Below are 16,350 nucleotides of genomic sequence, written 5' to 3'. Positions count from 1 at the left end.
AGCTACTGGCAAAGCAAATTATTTATAGTAACAGTGTTATCATTTTTAGTCAGACTTATAAATAAAGTTAAAGAATTAACTTATTAATATTTATATTCTTTTTTCATAGTGCTAGAATATAAGCCATGTAACTCAATAGGAGTTATAGCGTTCTTAATTTTTAACTAAGCACGTCAAAATGTTGTCAATGGAAAAAGGAAGGCTCAATATGAGTAAAAATAGTTTTTATAGAAAAATGATAGTTTCTGTAGCTGGTGCAACATTGTTAGCAGTTGGCGTAAATCAATTGCCTGTCAATGCTTTAGGTAGTACTCCAACTGAAGTTAGTGCTGCTAAAAAAGCTAATAAGACTAAAAAAGTTGGTGCAAATTCTGCTGTTTACAAGCAAAAAGGCAAGAAGTTAGTTAAGACTAAGGTAACAGTTAAGGTTGGCCAAAAAGTTAGTGTTCTTGGCAAAAAGACCGTTAAAGGCAAGGTTTACTATAAGATTGGCAAAAACCAATATATTAAAGCTGTTAATGTTGATGGTAAAACTGTTCAAGTAGTTAAAAACACTGTTTTGGTAACTAGAAGTGGTAAAGCTTTAAAGAAGAGTAAAGTTCGTAAAGGCCAAAAAGTTACCGTTTATGGTGGTACTGTTAAAATTAAGGGTAAGAAGTATTACTCAACTTCAGCTGGATACATTAAAGTAAGTGCTTTAGCTAAAGACAAGACAGAGGTTACGCCAATTAGCTCAACTGGTTCTAATGGTTCCACCAGTTCCACTAGTTCTAACGGCTCAACTGGCTCAACCGGTTCTAACGGTTCAACCAGCTCAACTGGTTCTAATGGTTCCACCGGCTCCACTAGTTCTAACGGCTCCACCGGTTCTACTAGTTCCAACGGCTCCACCGGTTCCACTAGTTCCAACGGTTCAACCAGCTCAACTGGTTCTACTAGTTCTAACGGCTCAACTGGCTCCACCAGTTCTAACGGTTCCACTAACTCAACCGGTTCTAGCAGTTCATCCGCTGCTAATCCTTCAAAGTAAATAATATTTAATATTACTAGCAAAAGAGACCTAAGTGCTACCCCTGATAAATACTAAAATGTATTACAGGACTTTTAGGTCTCTTTTCATATTCAAAAACGCAGTTGCTCTAAATGAGAGGTAACTGTGCTTTTAATTTTATTTATTTGACCGACTCTTTTGCTTGAGCTAGAACATCCATTACAGCTACGCTGTGATCATACAATTTGTCAGCTTCCACAGTGTCGTGATTGTCAATAATTTTAACAAAGTCTGTAAATTCACTCGCCATACGATGATCAAATTGGTTAAAGTTGAATTCACTGTTTTCACCATTTCTTCGTTCAATGGTAAAGTTTTTGATTACGCCCGTTGAACCGTCAAAATAGATAGTGCCCTTTTCACCTTCAATAAAGGATCTTGGAGTAGTATAGCTGTCCTTTGAAGCAATCAAAACAGCTTGCTTATCTGGGTAAACTAAGTTAAGTATACCGGAAGTATCAATATGCTGCTGGATCACTGGGTAATATTGCACCTTTTCCGGTTTGCCAAAAAGACCAACGGCTAAATGAATATTGTAAATATTTAAATCCATTAAGGTGCCACCGTCTTTTGCCGGGTCAAAAACGGGAGCGATCTTACCCTGCAAGAAATCATCATAGCGGCTGGAGTATTGTGTATAGTTCAGAGAGATGATATGAATAGGCGCTATTTTGGTTAATTTTCGTTTGATTTCCTTATAATTGGGCAAATGAATATTGGTGATAGCCTCGACAATAATTACATTATGATCATCAGCTATTTTTTTAAGTTCCTGAGCTTGAGCAACGATTTCAACATAGGGCTTTTCACAAATAACATTTTTGCCAGCCAGAAGGGCTGTCTTAACAACGTCATAATGCAAAAAGTTAGGTACGGCGACGTAAACGGTGTCTACGTTGTCGTCATTGCACAACTGATCGTTATCCGCAAAGACCTCTTTAATACCGTACTGCTTAGCTAAATCTTCAGCGATATGGCGACTGCGCTTAGTCGTAGAGATTGCTGCTAGTTCCAAATTTTTAATTTTAGCAGCAGTAGTTAAGAAGTCATGGACAATTTTGCCACTGCCAATAATACCTAATTTCATTTTGGACCTCCATTTTACTGATGAAAATATTTTAAAGAGTTAACACCCTTATTTTATCTCATCGAATAGATCTGGAGAACCCTATCATTTTAGATTATTAGTTGTAGCTGGGATCTGGGGTCGCATTTTTAACTTCGTCAGGTAGGCTTAAAGAGTCTGAGCCACCAAAGCCAAACATTTTAAGTTTGAAAGATGCTGGTGTCTTTTTATCATAATTCATCTTAAAGGAAACAGCATAGTCTGTTACTTCTTCGTCTTTCAGAGTAAAAGTAACGTAGCATTTGCTGAGTTTAACGTGTTTTTTGAAAGACTTGGTGTCTACCTTATAATCTTTAAAAATCTGATTTAATAGTTTGGCTGCTTTAGTCATATTGACGCTACTTTTGAGAGTATAAACACCTTTTTTATGACTAAGACGGGCATTCTTGTTGAAATCATGCTTAATACTCTTGGCAAATTTCTTAATTGTACTTTCATATTTTTGCATGTCCGGCTGAGTAGTTTCACTGTCTTCGAGAGTTGTATATTGCCATTTGCCATCGACTTTGGTGTAAAGGCGGTTAGAAGTCATATCAACCCATTGTTCTACTTTACCTTTGTTTTTGCCAGCGTTGACGGTAGTAATAGATTGCACTAGTTGAGGCTTGGTAGTGAAGGCACCATGTGCATCAAAACCCAGTTTTTGCTTACCACTTTTAATCTTAGTGGTGAAAACGTATTGGCCACTGGTTGGTTCCGCCTTTTTATTGTTAACAATCGCAATAGCTTGCTTTTTATTTAACGCTGCGTCAACTGTTTTGGCGTGAGTCAAACCACCACCAACAAGGGCGGCAGATAATAAAACAGCAGAAATTAGTTTTTTAAATTTCATTGGTAACATCTCCTTTTTTAAGATACCTATATTTTATATTAAAAAAAACTTTTGTATACCTTTTTTAGTTAAATTTTTATTAAAATTATATATATTAGTATGCCCAACAAATCTTGGTCAAATAAAGGTCCGAATAATCCTGTTGCCAGTGATGGTAGAGCTTGATTTTTAGATAATCCGGTCATAAAAAGAGTCCCGCAAGTTGCTTAATTTGCAGGACTCATTTCATTATTCGGCATTTTTTCTAAATTAAAAGGACTAGCTTCTGCTTAGTAGCGGAAGTAAGTCCTTAACTAGAACCCCATAAACTTTGCTGGTTTTAGGATTCACATTAATAATAGTTATTTCTTCTTTTTATTTGTTTCAGGTAATGGCTTGGCGTTAAGTGCATTATTAGGAATCTTTAAAAAGTCTCTGCTACCAATGTTGCCATAACTTTGACCAGCACTGAAGCGCATTAATTTGTTTACTTTAATTTTAACTAAGTATTGAAACGTATAAAGCTTCTTATTTTTAACCACTAGCTTTGCGGTCATACCTTGAATCTTACCTATTTTGGCTATTTTACGGTAAATCGTTTGTTGCTTTGAGCTTTGATTATTAGTGACAAAGATAGGGTCAAGCGCCTTCTTTATGGTCTTTTGATCTTTAACTGTTGCATCTAGCGTATATGTTTGCCCCTTACGCGTCATTTTATAAGCTTTTGTAAGAGCTGCAGGCGGATCCATTAACATAGGGTTGTTGACTATGGAGTCTAATAAATCAACGTATGAATGACCAGTTAATTTGTTAAAGTCGCTCTTATACCAACTGCTTTCACCATTAATATAGATATGATTGGAATTATCAACCCATTCTTGTGCAGACTGGGTTTTGCCTTTAGCCTGTGTTTGGGAATTAAGTTGAAAAACGGTGGGATTGCCTCCAAAGAGGGCAGTCGTAGCAACAACTTGGTTAGAGGTATCAGTACCCAAAGTGATGACTTGTTTTGCCTGCCCACTCTTAAAAGATTTCTGTGAACATTTGATTACTTGGCTTTTAGTTAAAATTGGTTCGCTTTGCTTTTTTGGCTTCGAGCAACCACCAGCAATTAAAGCCGCCATTAAGCTTAGGCCCAGCATTAGTTTTTTAATTTTCATAACGAGTTAGATAATCTCTTTTCTTATAATCATTATTATTTCTATTGTATCTTAAAACTTGAATTTAAAAAACGATTTTTAACCCTAAAACCTATGAAAACAAAATGTAAATGTGTAAAATAGTAAGTGAAACATTTAATTTGCAAAGGAGATATTTCATGTCAAAATTAGTTTTGATTCGTCACGGACAAAGTGAATGGAACCTTGAAAATAAATTTACTGGTTGGATTGATGTAGATTTATCAGAAAAAGGCGTTGAAGAAGCCAAGAATGCAGGTAAGTTAATTAAGGAACACGGCTTGAAATTTGATCAAGCTTATACTTCAGTTTTAACTCGTGCCATTAAGACTTTGCACTATGCCTTGGAAGAAAGCGACCAACTTTGGGTTCCCGAAACTAAGACCTGGAGATTAAACGAGCGTCACTACGGAGGCTTGCAAGGCTTAAACAAGAAGGCTACTGCTGACAAGTACGGTGATGAACAAGTCCACATTTGGCGTCGTTCATACGATGTTTTACCACCAAAGATTGAGGATGACTCTAAATACAGTCAAGTTCACGATCGTCGCTATGCTGACCTTGACCCACACATTATTCCTCGGACTGAGAACTTAAAGGTTTGCTTAAAGAGAGTTATGCCATTCTGGGAAGATCATATTGCACCAGACCTATTGGCTGGTAAGAATGTCATTATTGCCGCTCACGGTAATTCACTTCGTGCTTTGACTAAATACATCGAAAACATTTCTGACGCTGATATTATGAACTTGGAAATGAAGACCGGTGAACCTGTAGTTTACACCTTTGATGACAAGTTGAATGTCACTAACAAAGAGAAGTTAGACGACTAATTTTAAATTGAAAAATAAAATTCCTAACCTTCGTGGTTAGGAATTTTTTGTAGCTGCAGTTTATTTGTCAATTTTGACAGAAGCGTCAAGTTGTCGACCAGATTGTTCAGCATATTCTTTTAATTTTGGATCGTCTTTTGTTAATTTAGCAAGCATTTTTTCTGTTTCAGTTTTCATTTTTATCCCTCTTTAGAATATCTTTTCGAATAGTTTTATGGCTTATTTATTATGCAAACTATGCAACAATTTCTAAACTTTTTTATCATAGTAGCCCAAGATGACTTCTTTAATTATCGATTCTCTCTTTTTTTAACACGGTAGCATAAAATGCTGTTAGGTTTAAATTGATTTGACTAATTTTATCTCACGACTTTCTGATAAGTGAAAGTAGCGTTACGAGAAAGATAACAAATAAATGGTAATTTGCTTATTGTTTTGAATAAAATATATCGCAATTTTTTGGAATTATTTTTAAAAATATAGACAGAACGTAAGTTTTGTATATATTTGCCTAAATCACACTAATTTTGGGCAAAATAGTGTTATAGTAAAACCAAGAAATCTAGATTTCTTGGTTTTACTGAAGGGGAGAGGGTGCATACATATGACTAAAACTGCTGGTAAAAAAACAGCAAAATTTGTTTTTGACAACGTAATAGATTTAGCTGGGTATTTAGAATATAGACTAGATAATCCTACACCGCTGAAAATTCAAAAGACCTTGTATTTTTTGTGGGCATTTTATTCAGCTACATACGGCAATATTCAGTACAGTACTGATGATCAAAGCGAGTTTGATCTGCAAGATGGTGCTTACCCTCCAGAGCTGTTTGAGCCTGACTTTGAAGCATGGAGATACGGTCCAGTCATAAATAAAGTGTATGCGGCATATAAAGGCGATAAAATTAAGAAACTAAATTCAAACGAAATTCAAGATAAAATTTCTACTGGTGAATCTGAAAAGAGAGAAGTTCTATTATTTATTAATAATTTAGTAGATCAGATTAATGAAGTAAATGATTTCGGCTTAGTTCAGAGATCTCATAAAGATAAGGCCTGGAAAGACGCGTATAACGAGAATGAGCAACACTGTAAAATTGATAGTAATCAAATAAAGCAGGACTATATCAATTATATAGGTGAGTAGAAATGAAAAAACATAAAAGTTCAAATAAGTCTTTTAACAATTTGAGCTTTTTTAATCAAGATAAGAAGTTCCAATCTAATAGAAAGCTTAATGGTCTAAGCTTTTTAACAGATGAACAAAAAGTGAACAGTGGCTCTAACCTTGATGGCTTAGATTTTTCTTCAACTGTCAAAAAAATTGAGTTTCCTTTAAATGCCCAATCAATAAAACCCAAAGTAGCTTTTTTACATTGTTGTTTAAGCAGTCTAAAAATAGCAAATCTTTTATTTACAAATTATATTTATGGCTCAATGGAGAATTATAATGATTCGATTGGGATTAACTTTGAAAATATTTTTTGCAATTCTGAAGTAGTTAATAATAAATTGAGACTGATTAATTTGTCTTTGAAAAATGGAAAGAGAATTAAAACAATTTTTAGTGCCTGCATTAATATTGATTTTAAAAAATATGCGATATATGAATCTTATATCACTAATGAATACACTCAGGTTAGTGATGGGGTAGGTAAAGGAAAATTTAGAGCTTTTTCCGTATATGATGTGGAAAATATCAATAGTGAAAAAGAAGAAAGTTGGTTAATAGTTTTTCTGCTTGATCCACATCATTTGGTTTGTCCTGTTCCTAGTAAGGGTAAATCTCGTGATGAGATAAATGAAATAGAATATAAAAAAGTAAAGGGCTTTAATTGCTCCTTAGAAGGATTGTTTCAAAAGAAAGTAAGCAGAAATGCAATCAAAAAAGAACTTATAAACTGGCTAGACTAACTTTTACCAGAAATATCTCTTATGTCAAAATCTACTTACCTAATGATTATAGAGTTGGAGAATATTGCTGAACTAGAGTAGAGCTTTTATTTGAATAGTTTAAACAAAAAGTGCCCCCTTATTAGATAGATTGTAGGTCTAATAAAAGGGGCTTTTTAATTTTTCTTTATAGATATTTTTTCTAATCCGGTTCATTAATATTTAAAATGGCATCAAAGACGCTTTGCGGCAGCTTAATGTCACTTTTAACGGCTTGTCTTTTGTTTAAACTTTGTCTGCGTAAAAGTTGCTGTTTCTTCGAAATACTCCGTTTTTCGCCATTAACAGCCGCATTTTTACGCAAAGGCGGCACGTCAACCCTGGCTATTGACTTGTTTTCCACCATTGCTTGCACAGGCATGGGGTATAAACGCCGCGGCACAGTATATTTCAATTTTTTAACTAATTTATGGGCGATCAAATCGGCTTTTTGCCGCGGCACAATAATATCGAGAGCATCGACAGCAGCATAGTTAATCTGAATTTGAATTTTAACTACATCCACCAGTTCGTAGTCCAGAAATTCAGTGTCAAGAGTCGCAAAACCATGAGTAATTGATTTTAAGCTGTTGAAAAAGTCATAGGCAATTTCAGACACCGGCAGTTTGTATGTTAATGTGACTAAATCTTGTTGGTTGTCCAAGTCTACCATTTCCCCAAAATGCTGGTCGCATAATTTCATGACGGCACCCAAGTATTCATTGGGCGTGGTAATTACGGCCTTAACGTAAGATTCGGTAACGTAGTCAATTTCAGAAAAATCAGGAAATTTAGCTGGGTTAGTGATGGTGAGGTATTCTTGCTTAGGCTGAGGCTGCTTGAGGTAAACGTGATAGGTGGCATTGGGCGCGGTTGTCAACACTTCCACATGATATTCATCGCGCAATCTTTCTTGGATGATTTGCAAATGGAAAATACCTAAGAAGCCGCAACGAAAGCCGGCATCAAGAGCTTCGGACTGTTCGGGGGTGTAATGAAAGGCTGAATCATTGAGAGCTAGTTTACTGATAGCCTGCTTTAAAGCCTCATAGCTGGTATTTCCTTTAGGATAAAAACCAGCATAAACCATTGATTGCGCTGGCTTAAAGTGGGGAATGGCATTTTTAGTCGGATTTTCCGCAGTGGTTAAGGTATCGCCAACCTGCACGCTGGCAACATCCTTAATCCCAGTCACAAGATAGCCGACTTCACCCGCATTTAATTCCTTTACTGGCTTCATATCTGGCGTGAAGATTCCCACTGCTTGAGCATTAAATGTGCTGCCATTCTGCATTAATTCCAGTTTTTGCTGGCTTTTTAACGTGCCGTCAATTAGTCTGACGTCCGCAATAATTCCCTGGTAAGAATCATATTGCGAGTCAAAAATTAAGGCTTTAAGAGGTGCAGCGGGTTTTCCCTGAGGAGCTGGGATTTTTTGGTAAATTGCTTCTAGTACTTGGTGAACATTTTCGCCAGTTTTAGCAGAAATTTTTAAAATAGCCACGTCTGCAAATTCGGGACGCAGCGCACGAATTTGCGCTTCTGTTGCCGCAACGTCAGCCGCCGCATTGTCAATCTTGTTAATCACCGGAATGATGGTCAAGTTATGCTTTAAAGCTAAACGTAAGTTGGCTACGGTTTGTGCTTGTACGCCTTGGGTTGCGTCAACTAATAAAATAGCACCATCGCTGGCGGCGAGGCTTTTAGAGACTTCGTAAGAAAAATCAACGTGTCCCGGTGTATCGATTAGATTGTATTCGTATTCTTGACCATTGTCAGCTTGATAAAAGTTACGCACTGATCGTGATTTGACCGTTACTCCGTGCGCTTGTTCAACTTCCATGCTGTCGAGCAGCTGGTCGCTTAATTGTCTTTTGCTGACAGTATCAGTTTGTTCCATAATTCTGTCAGCTAAGGTTGATTTACCATGATCAATATGAGCAATTATGGCAAAATTTCTAATATTAGCAAGTTTCATTTTATTTAGTTCCCTCCAGTTTTTGTTGTAATCCTTGTAAGTAAAACAACATTATTTGATTGGCTTCCTGTTCGAGATCAATTTGAAATCCCTTAAAATCAACGGGTAACTGGTCATGATGAAATTCGTCTAAGTTCATCATGTTCATGAGTCCGCTAATTATGGCGCTTTGAATAATAAAAAGGTGACTGGCCTCTTTAACGCTTAATAGTGTGATTCTTGCAGCAATCGTCTGACCTAGCTTTTGATTTATTTCATATAATTTTTCCCGACCGGCCAAAGTTTGTTCTCTGTCAGCTGCTGCTTCTAAAATTGGTCCCCGTAATGCGTTAAGCCGTAATAAATCAGGCCTTTCACGTATTAACAAGTGATTTTGTTCTAATAAAAAGGCAGCAAAGTCATTCCAAGAAGTGAGACTTGCAGTTTTTTGAAAACGCTGGCGTACTTCTTTGAGGTAGTCTTGATAACCGGAAAGCAGCAGATACATAAAGATGTTTTCTTTGGTTTTAAAGTAATTAAATAGTGTGCCTTTAGCTACGCCTGATTCATGTGCAATTTGCGCCATGGATATTTGGTTAAAATCATTTTTTTGAAATAATTTACTGGCAGCAGCCGCAATTAGCTGCTTTTTGGCTTCTTTTTCTCTGGGAGTTAAGACATACATAATGATATTTTCTGCTCCTTTCATTCAATAATGACCAACGGTCATTTTACAAATAATTATTAATTTTTGCAAGCAAAAAACCAGCTACGCCTGCAGCTGGCTTGAACACATATTTTATTTATTAATGTATTTCTTTAATTGTTCACCATGAAGTCCGGCACTTAAGCCCACTAAGAGTTTAATTCTGGCCTTTTGGCCATTAAGGCCGCGGCAGAAGATAATACCCATTTTGGCTAAGCCAACACCGCCACCCTCGTAATCATAGACTGGTTCAGCGATACCATTAAAGCAGCGTGAGACTAATACCAGCGGAATATCGTTCTCAAGCAATTTTTGCAGTGCTGGCAGTGTTTGTGGCGGCATGTTGCCGGCACCTAAAGCTTCAATAACTATTCCTTTAGTTGTCGGTTTGTCTAAGGCCTGCAAAATTTCTGGTCCCATTCCTGCATAGGCCTTTACTAGATAGACATTTGCAACGACATGATCAATAGGTAAATGTTGCTGCGGGTTAATAGTTTGCACATAATTGACGTGGCCTTCTGAAACAACGCCAATTGGACCAAAAGTGGCTGTCCGAAAAGTAGCTACGTTGGTGGTGTGAGTTTTGGTGACATAACGGGCTGGATGAATTTCATCATTCATGACTACTACAACGCCCTTACCAATGGAAGCATCAGAACTGGCCACCATAATTGCTGTCCTGAAATTGTACAGGCCGTCGCTACCAATTTCGTTAGAAGAACGCATGGCCCCGGTTACTACTACAGGCATTTTGCTGGAGATGGTTAGGTCTAAAAATAAGGCTGTTTCTTCTAAAGTATCAGTGCCGTGAGTTACAACTGCGCCAAAAAAGCCTTCTGCTTCAGCTTGGCGGATACGCAAGGAGAGCTGTAACATACGCTCAGGAGTCATATGGGGCGAGGGTAAATTAAAAATTTCTTCTGTAACTAACTGCACGTCATCATCAACGTTTAAAGACAAGTCAGCTAATGGGTTTTGACTGTTGGGCTTAATTTTGCCATTTTCATCTTCTGACATTGAAATGGTGCCACCAGTGTGTAAAATCAAAATTTTTTTGCTCATGATCGTTTTACTCCCGTAATTTCTTTTAATACCCATCAAGAGTAACATAAATTTTCAGCTGCTGATACCTTTAACGGTCAAAGTTTTTAGACATAAAAAAGCAGCCAGACGAAGCAGTGATATGAACCACAAATTTAAGACAAATTTGGAGGTCATATGAGCAAACAGACCAGCCGTTCAAGTTAAAAAGTTTTAATCAGCGAAAACCTCTTGCGCCAGACCAAATGCTGACCATGCTTTAGGCCAGCCGCAATAAAAGGCCAGGTGGGTAATCAACTCCACCATTTCGTCTTTGGTAATACCGTTCTTTTTGCCCATAATCATATGTGATTTAAGTTGGGGAAAAGCGCCTTGTGCCATTAATGCAGCACAGGTAATCAAACTACGATCGCGTGCAGATAATTTATCTTCTCTTGACCAAACTTCACCAAATAAAACATCATCATTTAATTCGGCAAATTTAGGTGCAAAATCACCTAGTTTATCTCTACCAGCTGTTTGTTTTTTCATTTTTTAATCCTCCAGCTTCTCATATTCTTCATCTGTAACAGGTTCCAACCATTTAGGCGTTCCCGCAGTAATAGCTATATGTGCAAACCAACTGTTCTTGGTAGCGCCGTGCCAATGTTTGACGCTGTCATGAACTACGACGACATCTCCTGGGTGCAGTTTGCGTGCCGGCTTACCTTCTTCTTGATACCAGCCTACACCGGCAGTAGCCAGTAAAATTTGAAAGCCACCGATATGCTGATGCCAGTTGTTGCGACAACCGGGTTCAAAACTAACATTTGAAACGCTGACATTAATATTAGGATCACTGACTAAACTCTGCAGGTAGCTTTGACCTTTAAAATATTTTTGATAAGCAGTATTTTTTTCACCTAAAGCAAAAATACCATCTTGCACATCACTTTTATGATCGTCCATTTTTTTAACTCCTTTATATTTGATTTAATAAGATTACTTTAATCCTTAACGTGAACTTTAAGTCAAGTGGTTTTAACAGATGAGTTCAATGAGTTTTATTAATAATGATTATTGTTTTTTGAATAGTATATATTTGAAAAATATAATGTGATAAAATTAATTTGATAAATGAAAGCGATTTATACAAAGGAGATTTATATGATTTATCATAAAGATTTTGCATGGGATGCAAATTATGATGTTGTAGTTTTAGGATTTGGCGGTGCTGGTGCCATTGCTGCTCAGTTTGCGGCTGATCATGACGCTAAAGTGCTGCTGGTTGATGCAGCTCCTGAAGGGCACGAAGGTGGTAATACCCGGTATTCTGCCCAATTAATTGGTACGAGTAATGACTTTAATGAGTTGAAAAAGTATTATCAGAAACTAACAGCGCCAATGGAACTTGACGAAGAGATGATTGATACTTATGTCGATGGGATGGTGCACATTCCTGAATTTGTTTCAAAATATTTGGGTGTTAAACCAAATAGTGCTAAAGAATATGCCCCTGACAGAATTAATGCTATCAGGGAATTCCCGGAATTTCCAGGTTCAGAGTCCTACGATTATACCACTGTAACTAAACAATGGTTTGATGCTTCCTTATGGCAGATTTTAAAAGAGCAAGTAGTGAAACGGCAAGACAAAATAGATGTTTTGTACAGCACACCTGCAGAAGAACTAATTCAAGATCCGGAAACTAAAAAGATTTACGGCGTAGTGATTAAGCGTGACGGTAAGCTGCTCAAAGTTCAGGCTAAAAATGGTGTTGTCATGACTACCGGTGGTTTTGAAAATAATCAAAGAATGATTGAAGACTTTATTGGCGCCAAAAGACTGGCACCTTTAGGCACCCTTTACAACAAAGGTGATGGTCTGAGAATGGCCCTGGAAGTTGGCGCTGATTTTTGGCATTTACATAATTATGAATCTTTAGGTCTGCTTCATGGTATGGCTTTTGCGGTACCAGCAGGACAACGCGGTCGCTTAATGTTAGGGCCTCAAAATGAAGTTGTTTCTAGCGGTAGTGCCTTTGTTGTAGGTGATGACGGTACCAGATACTTTAATGAAGCAGAAGAAAACCGCCACGGCCATATCAAGAATCATGGTCAATGGAAAGTGCCGCTAAATCAAGAGCACCCATACTTGATTTTTGATGAAACTAAAAAGCATGAATTAGATAGCGATAAAATTATTGGCGATTACAAACCATACACAGAAAATGTTATCAAAGCTGACTCTGTTTCCGAATTAGCCGATAAAATTGGTGTTGAACCGGCAGTATTGTCTGATACCCTCAATCGTTTCAATCAAGCATGTCAAAAGCAAGATGATCCCGAATTTAGAAGAGATCCAGCAACTTTACGTGCATTTACTGGTAACACAATTTATGCTGTCAGACTAGAACAAACTATGCTCAATACGCAAGGCGGACCTAGAAGAAATAAGAATGCCGAAATTTTAGATACCAGAGGTAAAGCAATTCCAAATCTTTATTCTGCTGGTGAACTTGGCGGTATCTGTGCTAACCAATACCAAGGCGGCAATAATTTGGCAGAATGCTTAATTTGGGGCAAGATTGCAGGAGAAAATGCGGCTAAACCAAAAGCTGCTGCAACAACTGATGCAGCAAGTGGTGCTACTATGCCTGAAAAGCACTTAACTTCGGATCTTAAACACGAAACCTATGAAACAGGAGAAAACCAATATATTGGTAAATCAACTAAAGGTATGGGTGATGAAATAGTTGTCCGGGTAACTGTTGATGAACAAAAGAACTTAAAGAATATTGAAGTTTTGAAGCAAGCTGAATCAGATGACTATGGCTTGAAAGCTATCAAGACTTTACCTGCCAAAATGGTTCAGGAAAATACCGTTGATGTTGATGCAGTCAGCGGTGCCTCAAGCTCATCACGCGGTCTCAAAGATGCGGTTAATGATGCGCTAAGTAAGATAAAGTAACAGTTTTTAAAAAGGCCATTTGCGCTAAATGGCCTTTTTGTATACACTAAAACAAATTGGATAAAGTAAAGCCCGTATTTTTATATTAAAAGTTTTTAGTATAATATATACAGAAATTAAATTGAGATTTTTAATGAGGTAATAAAAATGAATTTTACTCAATTACGTTGTTTTATCAAGGCTATAGATAATTCAAGTTTTACTATCGCAGCTGAGCAGCTCAATTTTTCCCAATCAGCAGTTTCTAAAAATATTAAAGATCTTGAAAATACTATCGGGGTAACTTTAATTAATCGCGCGCATCATCGGATTTCATTAACAAATGCCGGCAAATATTTTTATCGTGTGGCCAGAAACGTAGTAGACGATATGGACTACACCGTTGCCTATTTACAGAGTAAGAAAAATGATCCAGAAACCCTTGTGCGGATAGGAGTTTGTGATACACCATTTGAGCAAAAAATCTTACCAATCTTTTTGCGTAAATTGCGGGAATCTGGTAGCAACCTAAATATTCAATTTGTTTTTGTTCTTAATAATTCAATTGGTGAACTTCTCAATCATCATGTAGACTTATGTGCAATTGCTCGAGAAGATGTTGATATCATTGAAGACATCAATTTTGAACCAATGGTTCAGGGTAAAATAGTCATAGCATGTCCTCAGGAGTCTAAATTAGCTGAAAAGTCTAAGATTAATATTTCTGATTTGGTTGGTCAGGATTTATTTTTACTTGATCCAAATAGCTCACTAAATGTGCAATTAAATTTTCAAACTGCCCTAATCAATAAATTGGGGATGGATCATATTAAATTTGTACAAGACTTTTTGGCAATGGATATTTATGTTCGCGGAGGTTGGGGTTATGGCATCTTACCTAATTTCATTGCAGATTACCAAACAGAGGGAATTAAATATATTCCCATTGATTATCATGAGATTTCGCCTTATGGCATTGCATATATGGAAAGCTTTACCAATGATTCTGTACTTGAAAAAGTAGTAAGTACATTGAAATCAGCAATAAACGAATATTTATTTGAAAATAAAAATAAGTAATTCACAACAGAAGGTGATTTTTGTAGAGCTTGCAGTCAACTTATAAACGTTGATAGTGCAAGCTTTTTTGCGTTAACTTTCAAAAACATAATATCTGCATTCCATTTTGTAATCTTCAATTCTGAAATGCGTGAAAAGAATCACTTGATTCATAGTATCATGTAAGCGATTGAGAAATTTGTTTTAAAAAGTGAGGGACAAAAATGGAAAATACTTATGATGTAATTATCGCCGGTGCCAGTAATGCCGGTGGTATGGCAGCATGTGCCGCTGCAGAAAAAGGAGCTAAAGTTCTGTTAATTGATAAACAGGGCAGTTCACAATTTCTCTACCGGTCTTTCTTTGCCGCTCTGAATAGTAATGCTCAAAAACGGGCAGGTATTAAGGTTGATAAAGCTAAATTAATGAACTTTTTAACTTTATTTTTCCAAGATAATGTTGATGAGCGTCTACTTTGGACCTGGGCAAATCATGCTGATGAAACAGCGAACTGGCTGGAAGATAACATTCTAAAACCAAATGGTGGAGTCTTGAGACCGCAAAAGGATGCTTACTATGAAACAGTTGTTAACACCGCTTTTAACACTGAACTTGCAATTGCAACACCTGACAATGGTTGGGCTCATTATGGTGATTGGGTAATTGATAAAGTTAAGGAGTTAGGAGTAACTCTTAAATACAATACTAAACTTGAAGAACTTGTCACTGATGACAGCGGTGCGGTTACCGGTGTCATTACCAGCGATCGTGATAGCGGTGAAAAAACGGAGTATCAGGCTACCAAGGGTGTCATTATTTGTACCGGTGGCTATGGCGGCAACGTTGAATTAATGAAGAAGTGGGATCCGCTTGGCTACAAGAAGAACGTATATTCTGACGGTCCACGTGATGACGGTTCAGGTATTCTTGCCGGTTTGAAAGTGGGAGCTGCCCGCGATGAAGAACCTGCAGAAATTATTTTTGACCGTGGGGCTGTTCCTGTTGGTACCAACGCTGAAGAACATTATCAAATTGACTTTAAGGGTCCCGGCTATTTCTGGATGGGTGCATATCCTATGCTTAAAGTTAACCTGAACGGTGAACGTTTTGGCAACGAGAGTGTGCCTTATCAATTTGATATTAATGCAATGGCTAAGCAACCGGGATACCTAGAAGCACAAATTTGGTCAGAAGATACCATGGATCACTTAGCCCAGTTCAAAACTCAAGGCTGTTCTCGTTTAGGCTGGCCTGGTATTTACAATACTGAAGAAAATAAGGCTGAGATTCAACGCAGAATTGATGATGGTATGGTTCAAAAAGCCGATACCATTGAAGAATTGGCTGAAAAATTGAATTTACCAAAAGATAACTTGGTTAACAGTGTTAAACGCTATAACGAGATGTGTGCCATGGGCGTTGATACAGATTTTGGTAAAGAAAAATTCAGATTATTCCCAGTTGCTAAAGCGCCATACTATGGTGTTATTATGGGTGGCCGCCTGCTGGCCACACTAGATGGTTTACGTATCAATACCAAGATGGAAGTAATTGATAAGATGGGCAAGCCAATTCCTCATTTGTATGCGGCCGGTAATGCCAGTGGTGGTTTCTTCTGGGGCAGTTACCCAGACCGTGTTCCAGGTCTTACTTGCAGCCATGCTCAAACATTTGGCCGTTTAGCTGGACAATACGCCGCTGAAAATTAGTTTTAATCACAAAAGGAGT

Annotated in this window: 15 protein-coding genes and 1 pseudogene; 7 read left to right on the top strand and 9 right to left on the bottom strand. The window is 37.3% G+C overall.

All coding sequences use genetic code 11. The annotated features are described in order from the left end of the window. Nucleotides 1-178 precede the first annotated feature (178 nt). Nucleotides 179-682: pseudogene (locus F5ESL0259_RS09090) on the top strand (SLAP domain-containing protein); the annotation flags it as partial. On the opposite strand, the gene F5ESL0259_RS09085 reads toward F5ESL0259_RS09090, so the two are convergent. From F5ESL0259_RS09085 to F5ESL0259_RS07540, 4 genes are all read right to left on the bottom strand, one after another. Then, complete coding sequence (locus F5ESL0259_RS09085) at nt 661-963, bottom strand: DUF4573 domain-containing protein (RefSeq protein ID WP_370448807.1); 303 nt, start codon at nt 961-963, stop codon at nt 661-663. The pseudogene F5ESL0259_RS09090 and the gene F5ESL0259_RS09085 overlap by 22 nt on opposite strands. Nucleotides 964-1,172: 209 nt before the next feature. Beyond that, the gene (locus tag F5ESL0259_RS07550; protein ID WP_122038028.1) at nt 1,173-2,138 is read right to left on the bottom strand and encodes a Gfo/Idh/MocA family protein; all 966 of its coding nucleotides are present in this window, start codon (nt 2,136-2,138) and stop codon (nt 1,173-1,175) included. Nucleotides 2,139-2,235: 97 nt separating this feature from the next. Beyond that, a complete protein-coding gene (locus tag F5ESL0259_RS07545; RefSeq protein ID WP_122038027.1) occupies nt 2,236-3,009 on the bottom strand; it encodes a hypothetical protein in 774 nt (257 codons plus the stop codon). Between the two features lie 341 nt (nt 3,010-3,350). Further along, nucleotides 3,351-4,148 (bottom strand): DUF6612 family protein, encoded by a 798-nt coding sequence (locus tag F5ESL0259_RS07540; RefSeq protein ID WP_122038026.1) that lies wholly within the window; start codon nt 4,146-4,148, stop codon nt 3,351-3,353. A 158-nt stretch (nt 4,149-4,306) separates the two neighbouring features. Between F5ESL0259_RS07540 and F5ESL0259_RS07535 the strand changes: the two genes are divergently transcribed. From F5ESL0259_RS07535 to F5ESL0259_RS07525, 3 genes are all read left to right on the top strand, one after another. Further along, nucleotides 4,307-4,999: a 2,3-diphosphoglycerate-dependent phosphoglycerate mutase gene (locus F5ESL0259_RS07535; RefSeq protein WP_110446606.1), complete on the top strand. Its 693-nt coding sequence runs from the start codon at nt 4,307-4,309 to the stop codon at nt 4,997-4,999. A 604-nt stretch (nt 5,000-5,603) separates the two neighbouring features. Continuing rightward, complete coding sequence (locus tag F5ESL0259_RS07530) at nt 5,604-6,146, top strand: Panacea domain-containing protein (protein WP_052724666.1); 543 nt, start codon at nt 5,604-5,606, stop codon at nt 6,144-6,146. Between the two features lie 2 nt (nt 6,147-6,148). After that, on the top strand, nt 6,149-6,913 hold the full coding sequence (locus tag F5ESL0259_RS07525; protein WP_122038025.1) for a hypothetical protein: 765 nt from the start codon (nt 6,149-6,151) through the stop codon (nt 6,911-6,913). A gap of 181 nt (nt 6,914-7,094) precedes the next feature. Here the strand turns inward: F5ESL0259_RS07525 and lepA are convergent, their stop codons facing one another. The 5 genes from lepA to F5ESL0259_RS07500 form a co-directional block, all read right to left on the bottom strand. Beyond that, nucleotides 7,095-8,909 (bottom strand): translation elongation factor 4, encoded by a 1,815-nt coding sequence (gene lepA / locus F5ESL0259_RS07520; protein WP_122038024.1) that lies wholly within the window; start codon nt 8,907-8,909, stop codon nt 7,095-7,097. A 1-nt stretch (nt 8,910) separates the two neighbouring features. Beyond that, entirely contained in the window at nt 8,911-9,597 is a 687-nt protein-coding gene (locus tag F5ESL0259_RS07515; protein ID WP_233558050.1) for a TetR/AcrR family transcriptional regulator, read from the bottom strand. A 90-nt stretch (nt 9,598-9,687) separates the two neighbouring features. Beyond that, complete coding sequence (locus F5ESL0259_RS07510) at nt 9,688-10,656, bottom strand: asparaginase (RefSeq protein ID WP_122038023.1); 969 nt, start codon at nt 10,654-10,656, stop codon at nt 9,688-9,690. A 192-nt stretch (nt 10,657-10,848) separates the two neighbouring features. Next, nucleotides 10,849-11,166 (bottom strand): carboxymuconolactone decarboxylase family protein, encoded by a 318-nt coding sequence (locus tag F5ESL0259_RS07505; RefSeq protein WP_122038022.1) that lies wholly within the window; start codon nt 11,164-11,166, stop codon nt 10,849-10,851. Nucleotides 11,167-11,169: 3 nt separating this feature from the next. After that, entirely contained in the window at nt 11,170-11,583 is a 414-nt protein-coding gene (locus F5ESL0259_RS07500; RefSeq protein WP_110446598.1) for a cupin domain-containing protein, read from the bottom strand. Nucleotides 11,584-11,781: 198 nt separating this feature from the next. Here F5ESL0259_RS07500 and F5ESL0259_RS07495 point away from each other — a divergent pair, with 198 nt between their 5' ends. From F5ESL0259_RS07495 to F5ESL0259_RS07485, 3 genes are all read left to right on the top strand, one after another. Further along, nucleotides 11,782-13,584 carry an FAD-binding protein gene (locus tag F5ESL0259_RS07495; protein WP_122038021.1) on the top strand — a complete coding sequence of 601 codons (1,803 nt, stop codon included), beginning with the start codon at nt 11,782-11,784 and terminating at the stop codon, nt 13,582-13,584. Nucleotides 13,585-13,731: 147 nt separating this feature from the next. Beyond that, nucleotides 13,732-14,643, top strand: a complete 912-nt coding sequence (locus F5ESL0259_RS07490) for a LysR family transcriptional regulator (protein ID WP_122038020.1) — start codon at nt 13,732-13,734, stop codon at nt 14,641-14,643. 203 nt (nt 14,644-14,846) lie between these two features. Further along, complete coding sequence (locus F5ESL0259_RS07485) at nt 14,847-16,331, top strand: FAD-dependent oxidoreductase (protein WP_122038019.1); 1,485 nt, start codon at nt 14,847-14,849, stop codon at nt 16,329-16,331. Nucleotides 16,332-16,350 lie beyond the last annotated feature (19 nt).

The sequence above is a fragment of the Lactobacillus sp. ESL0259 genome, assembly GCF_003693045.1.
Lineage (GTDB): Bacteria > Bacillota > Bacilli > Lactobacillales > Lactobacillaceae > Lactobacillus > Lactobacillus melliventris.
Note: the sequence above shows the minus strand (reverse complement) of the source record. Positions and strands in the feature narration are given on the sequence as shown.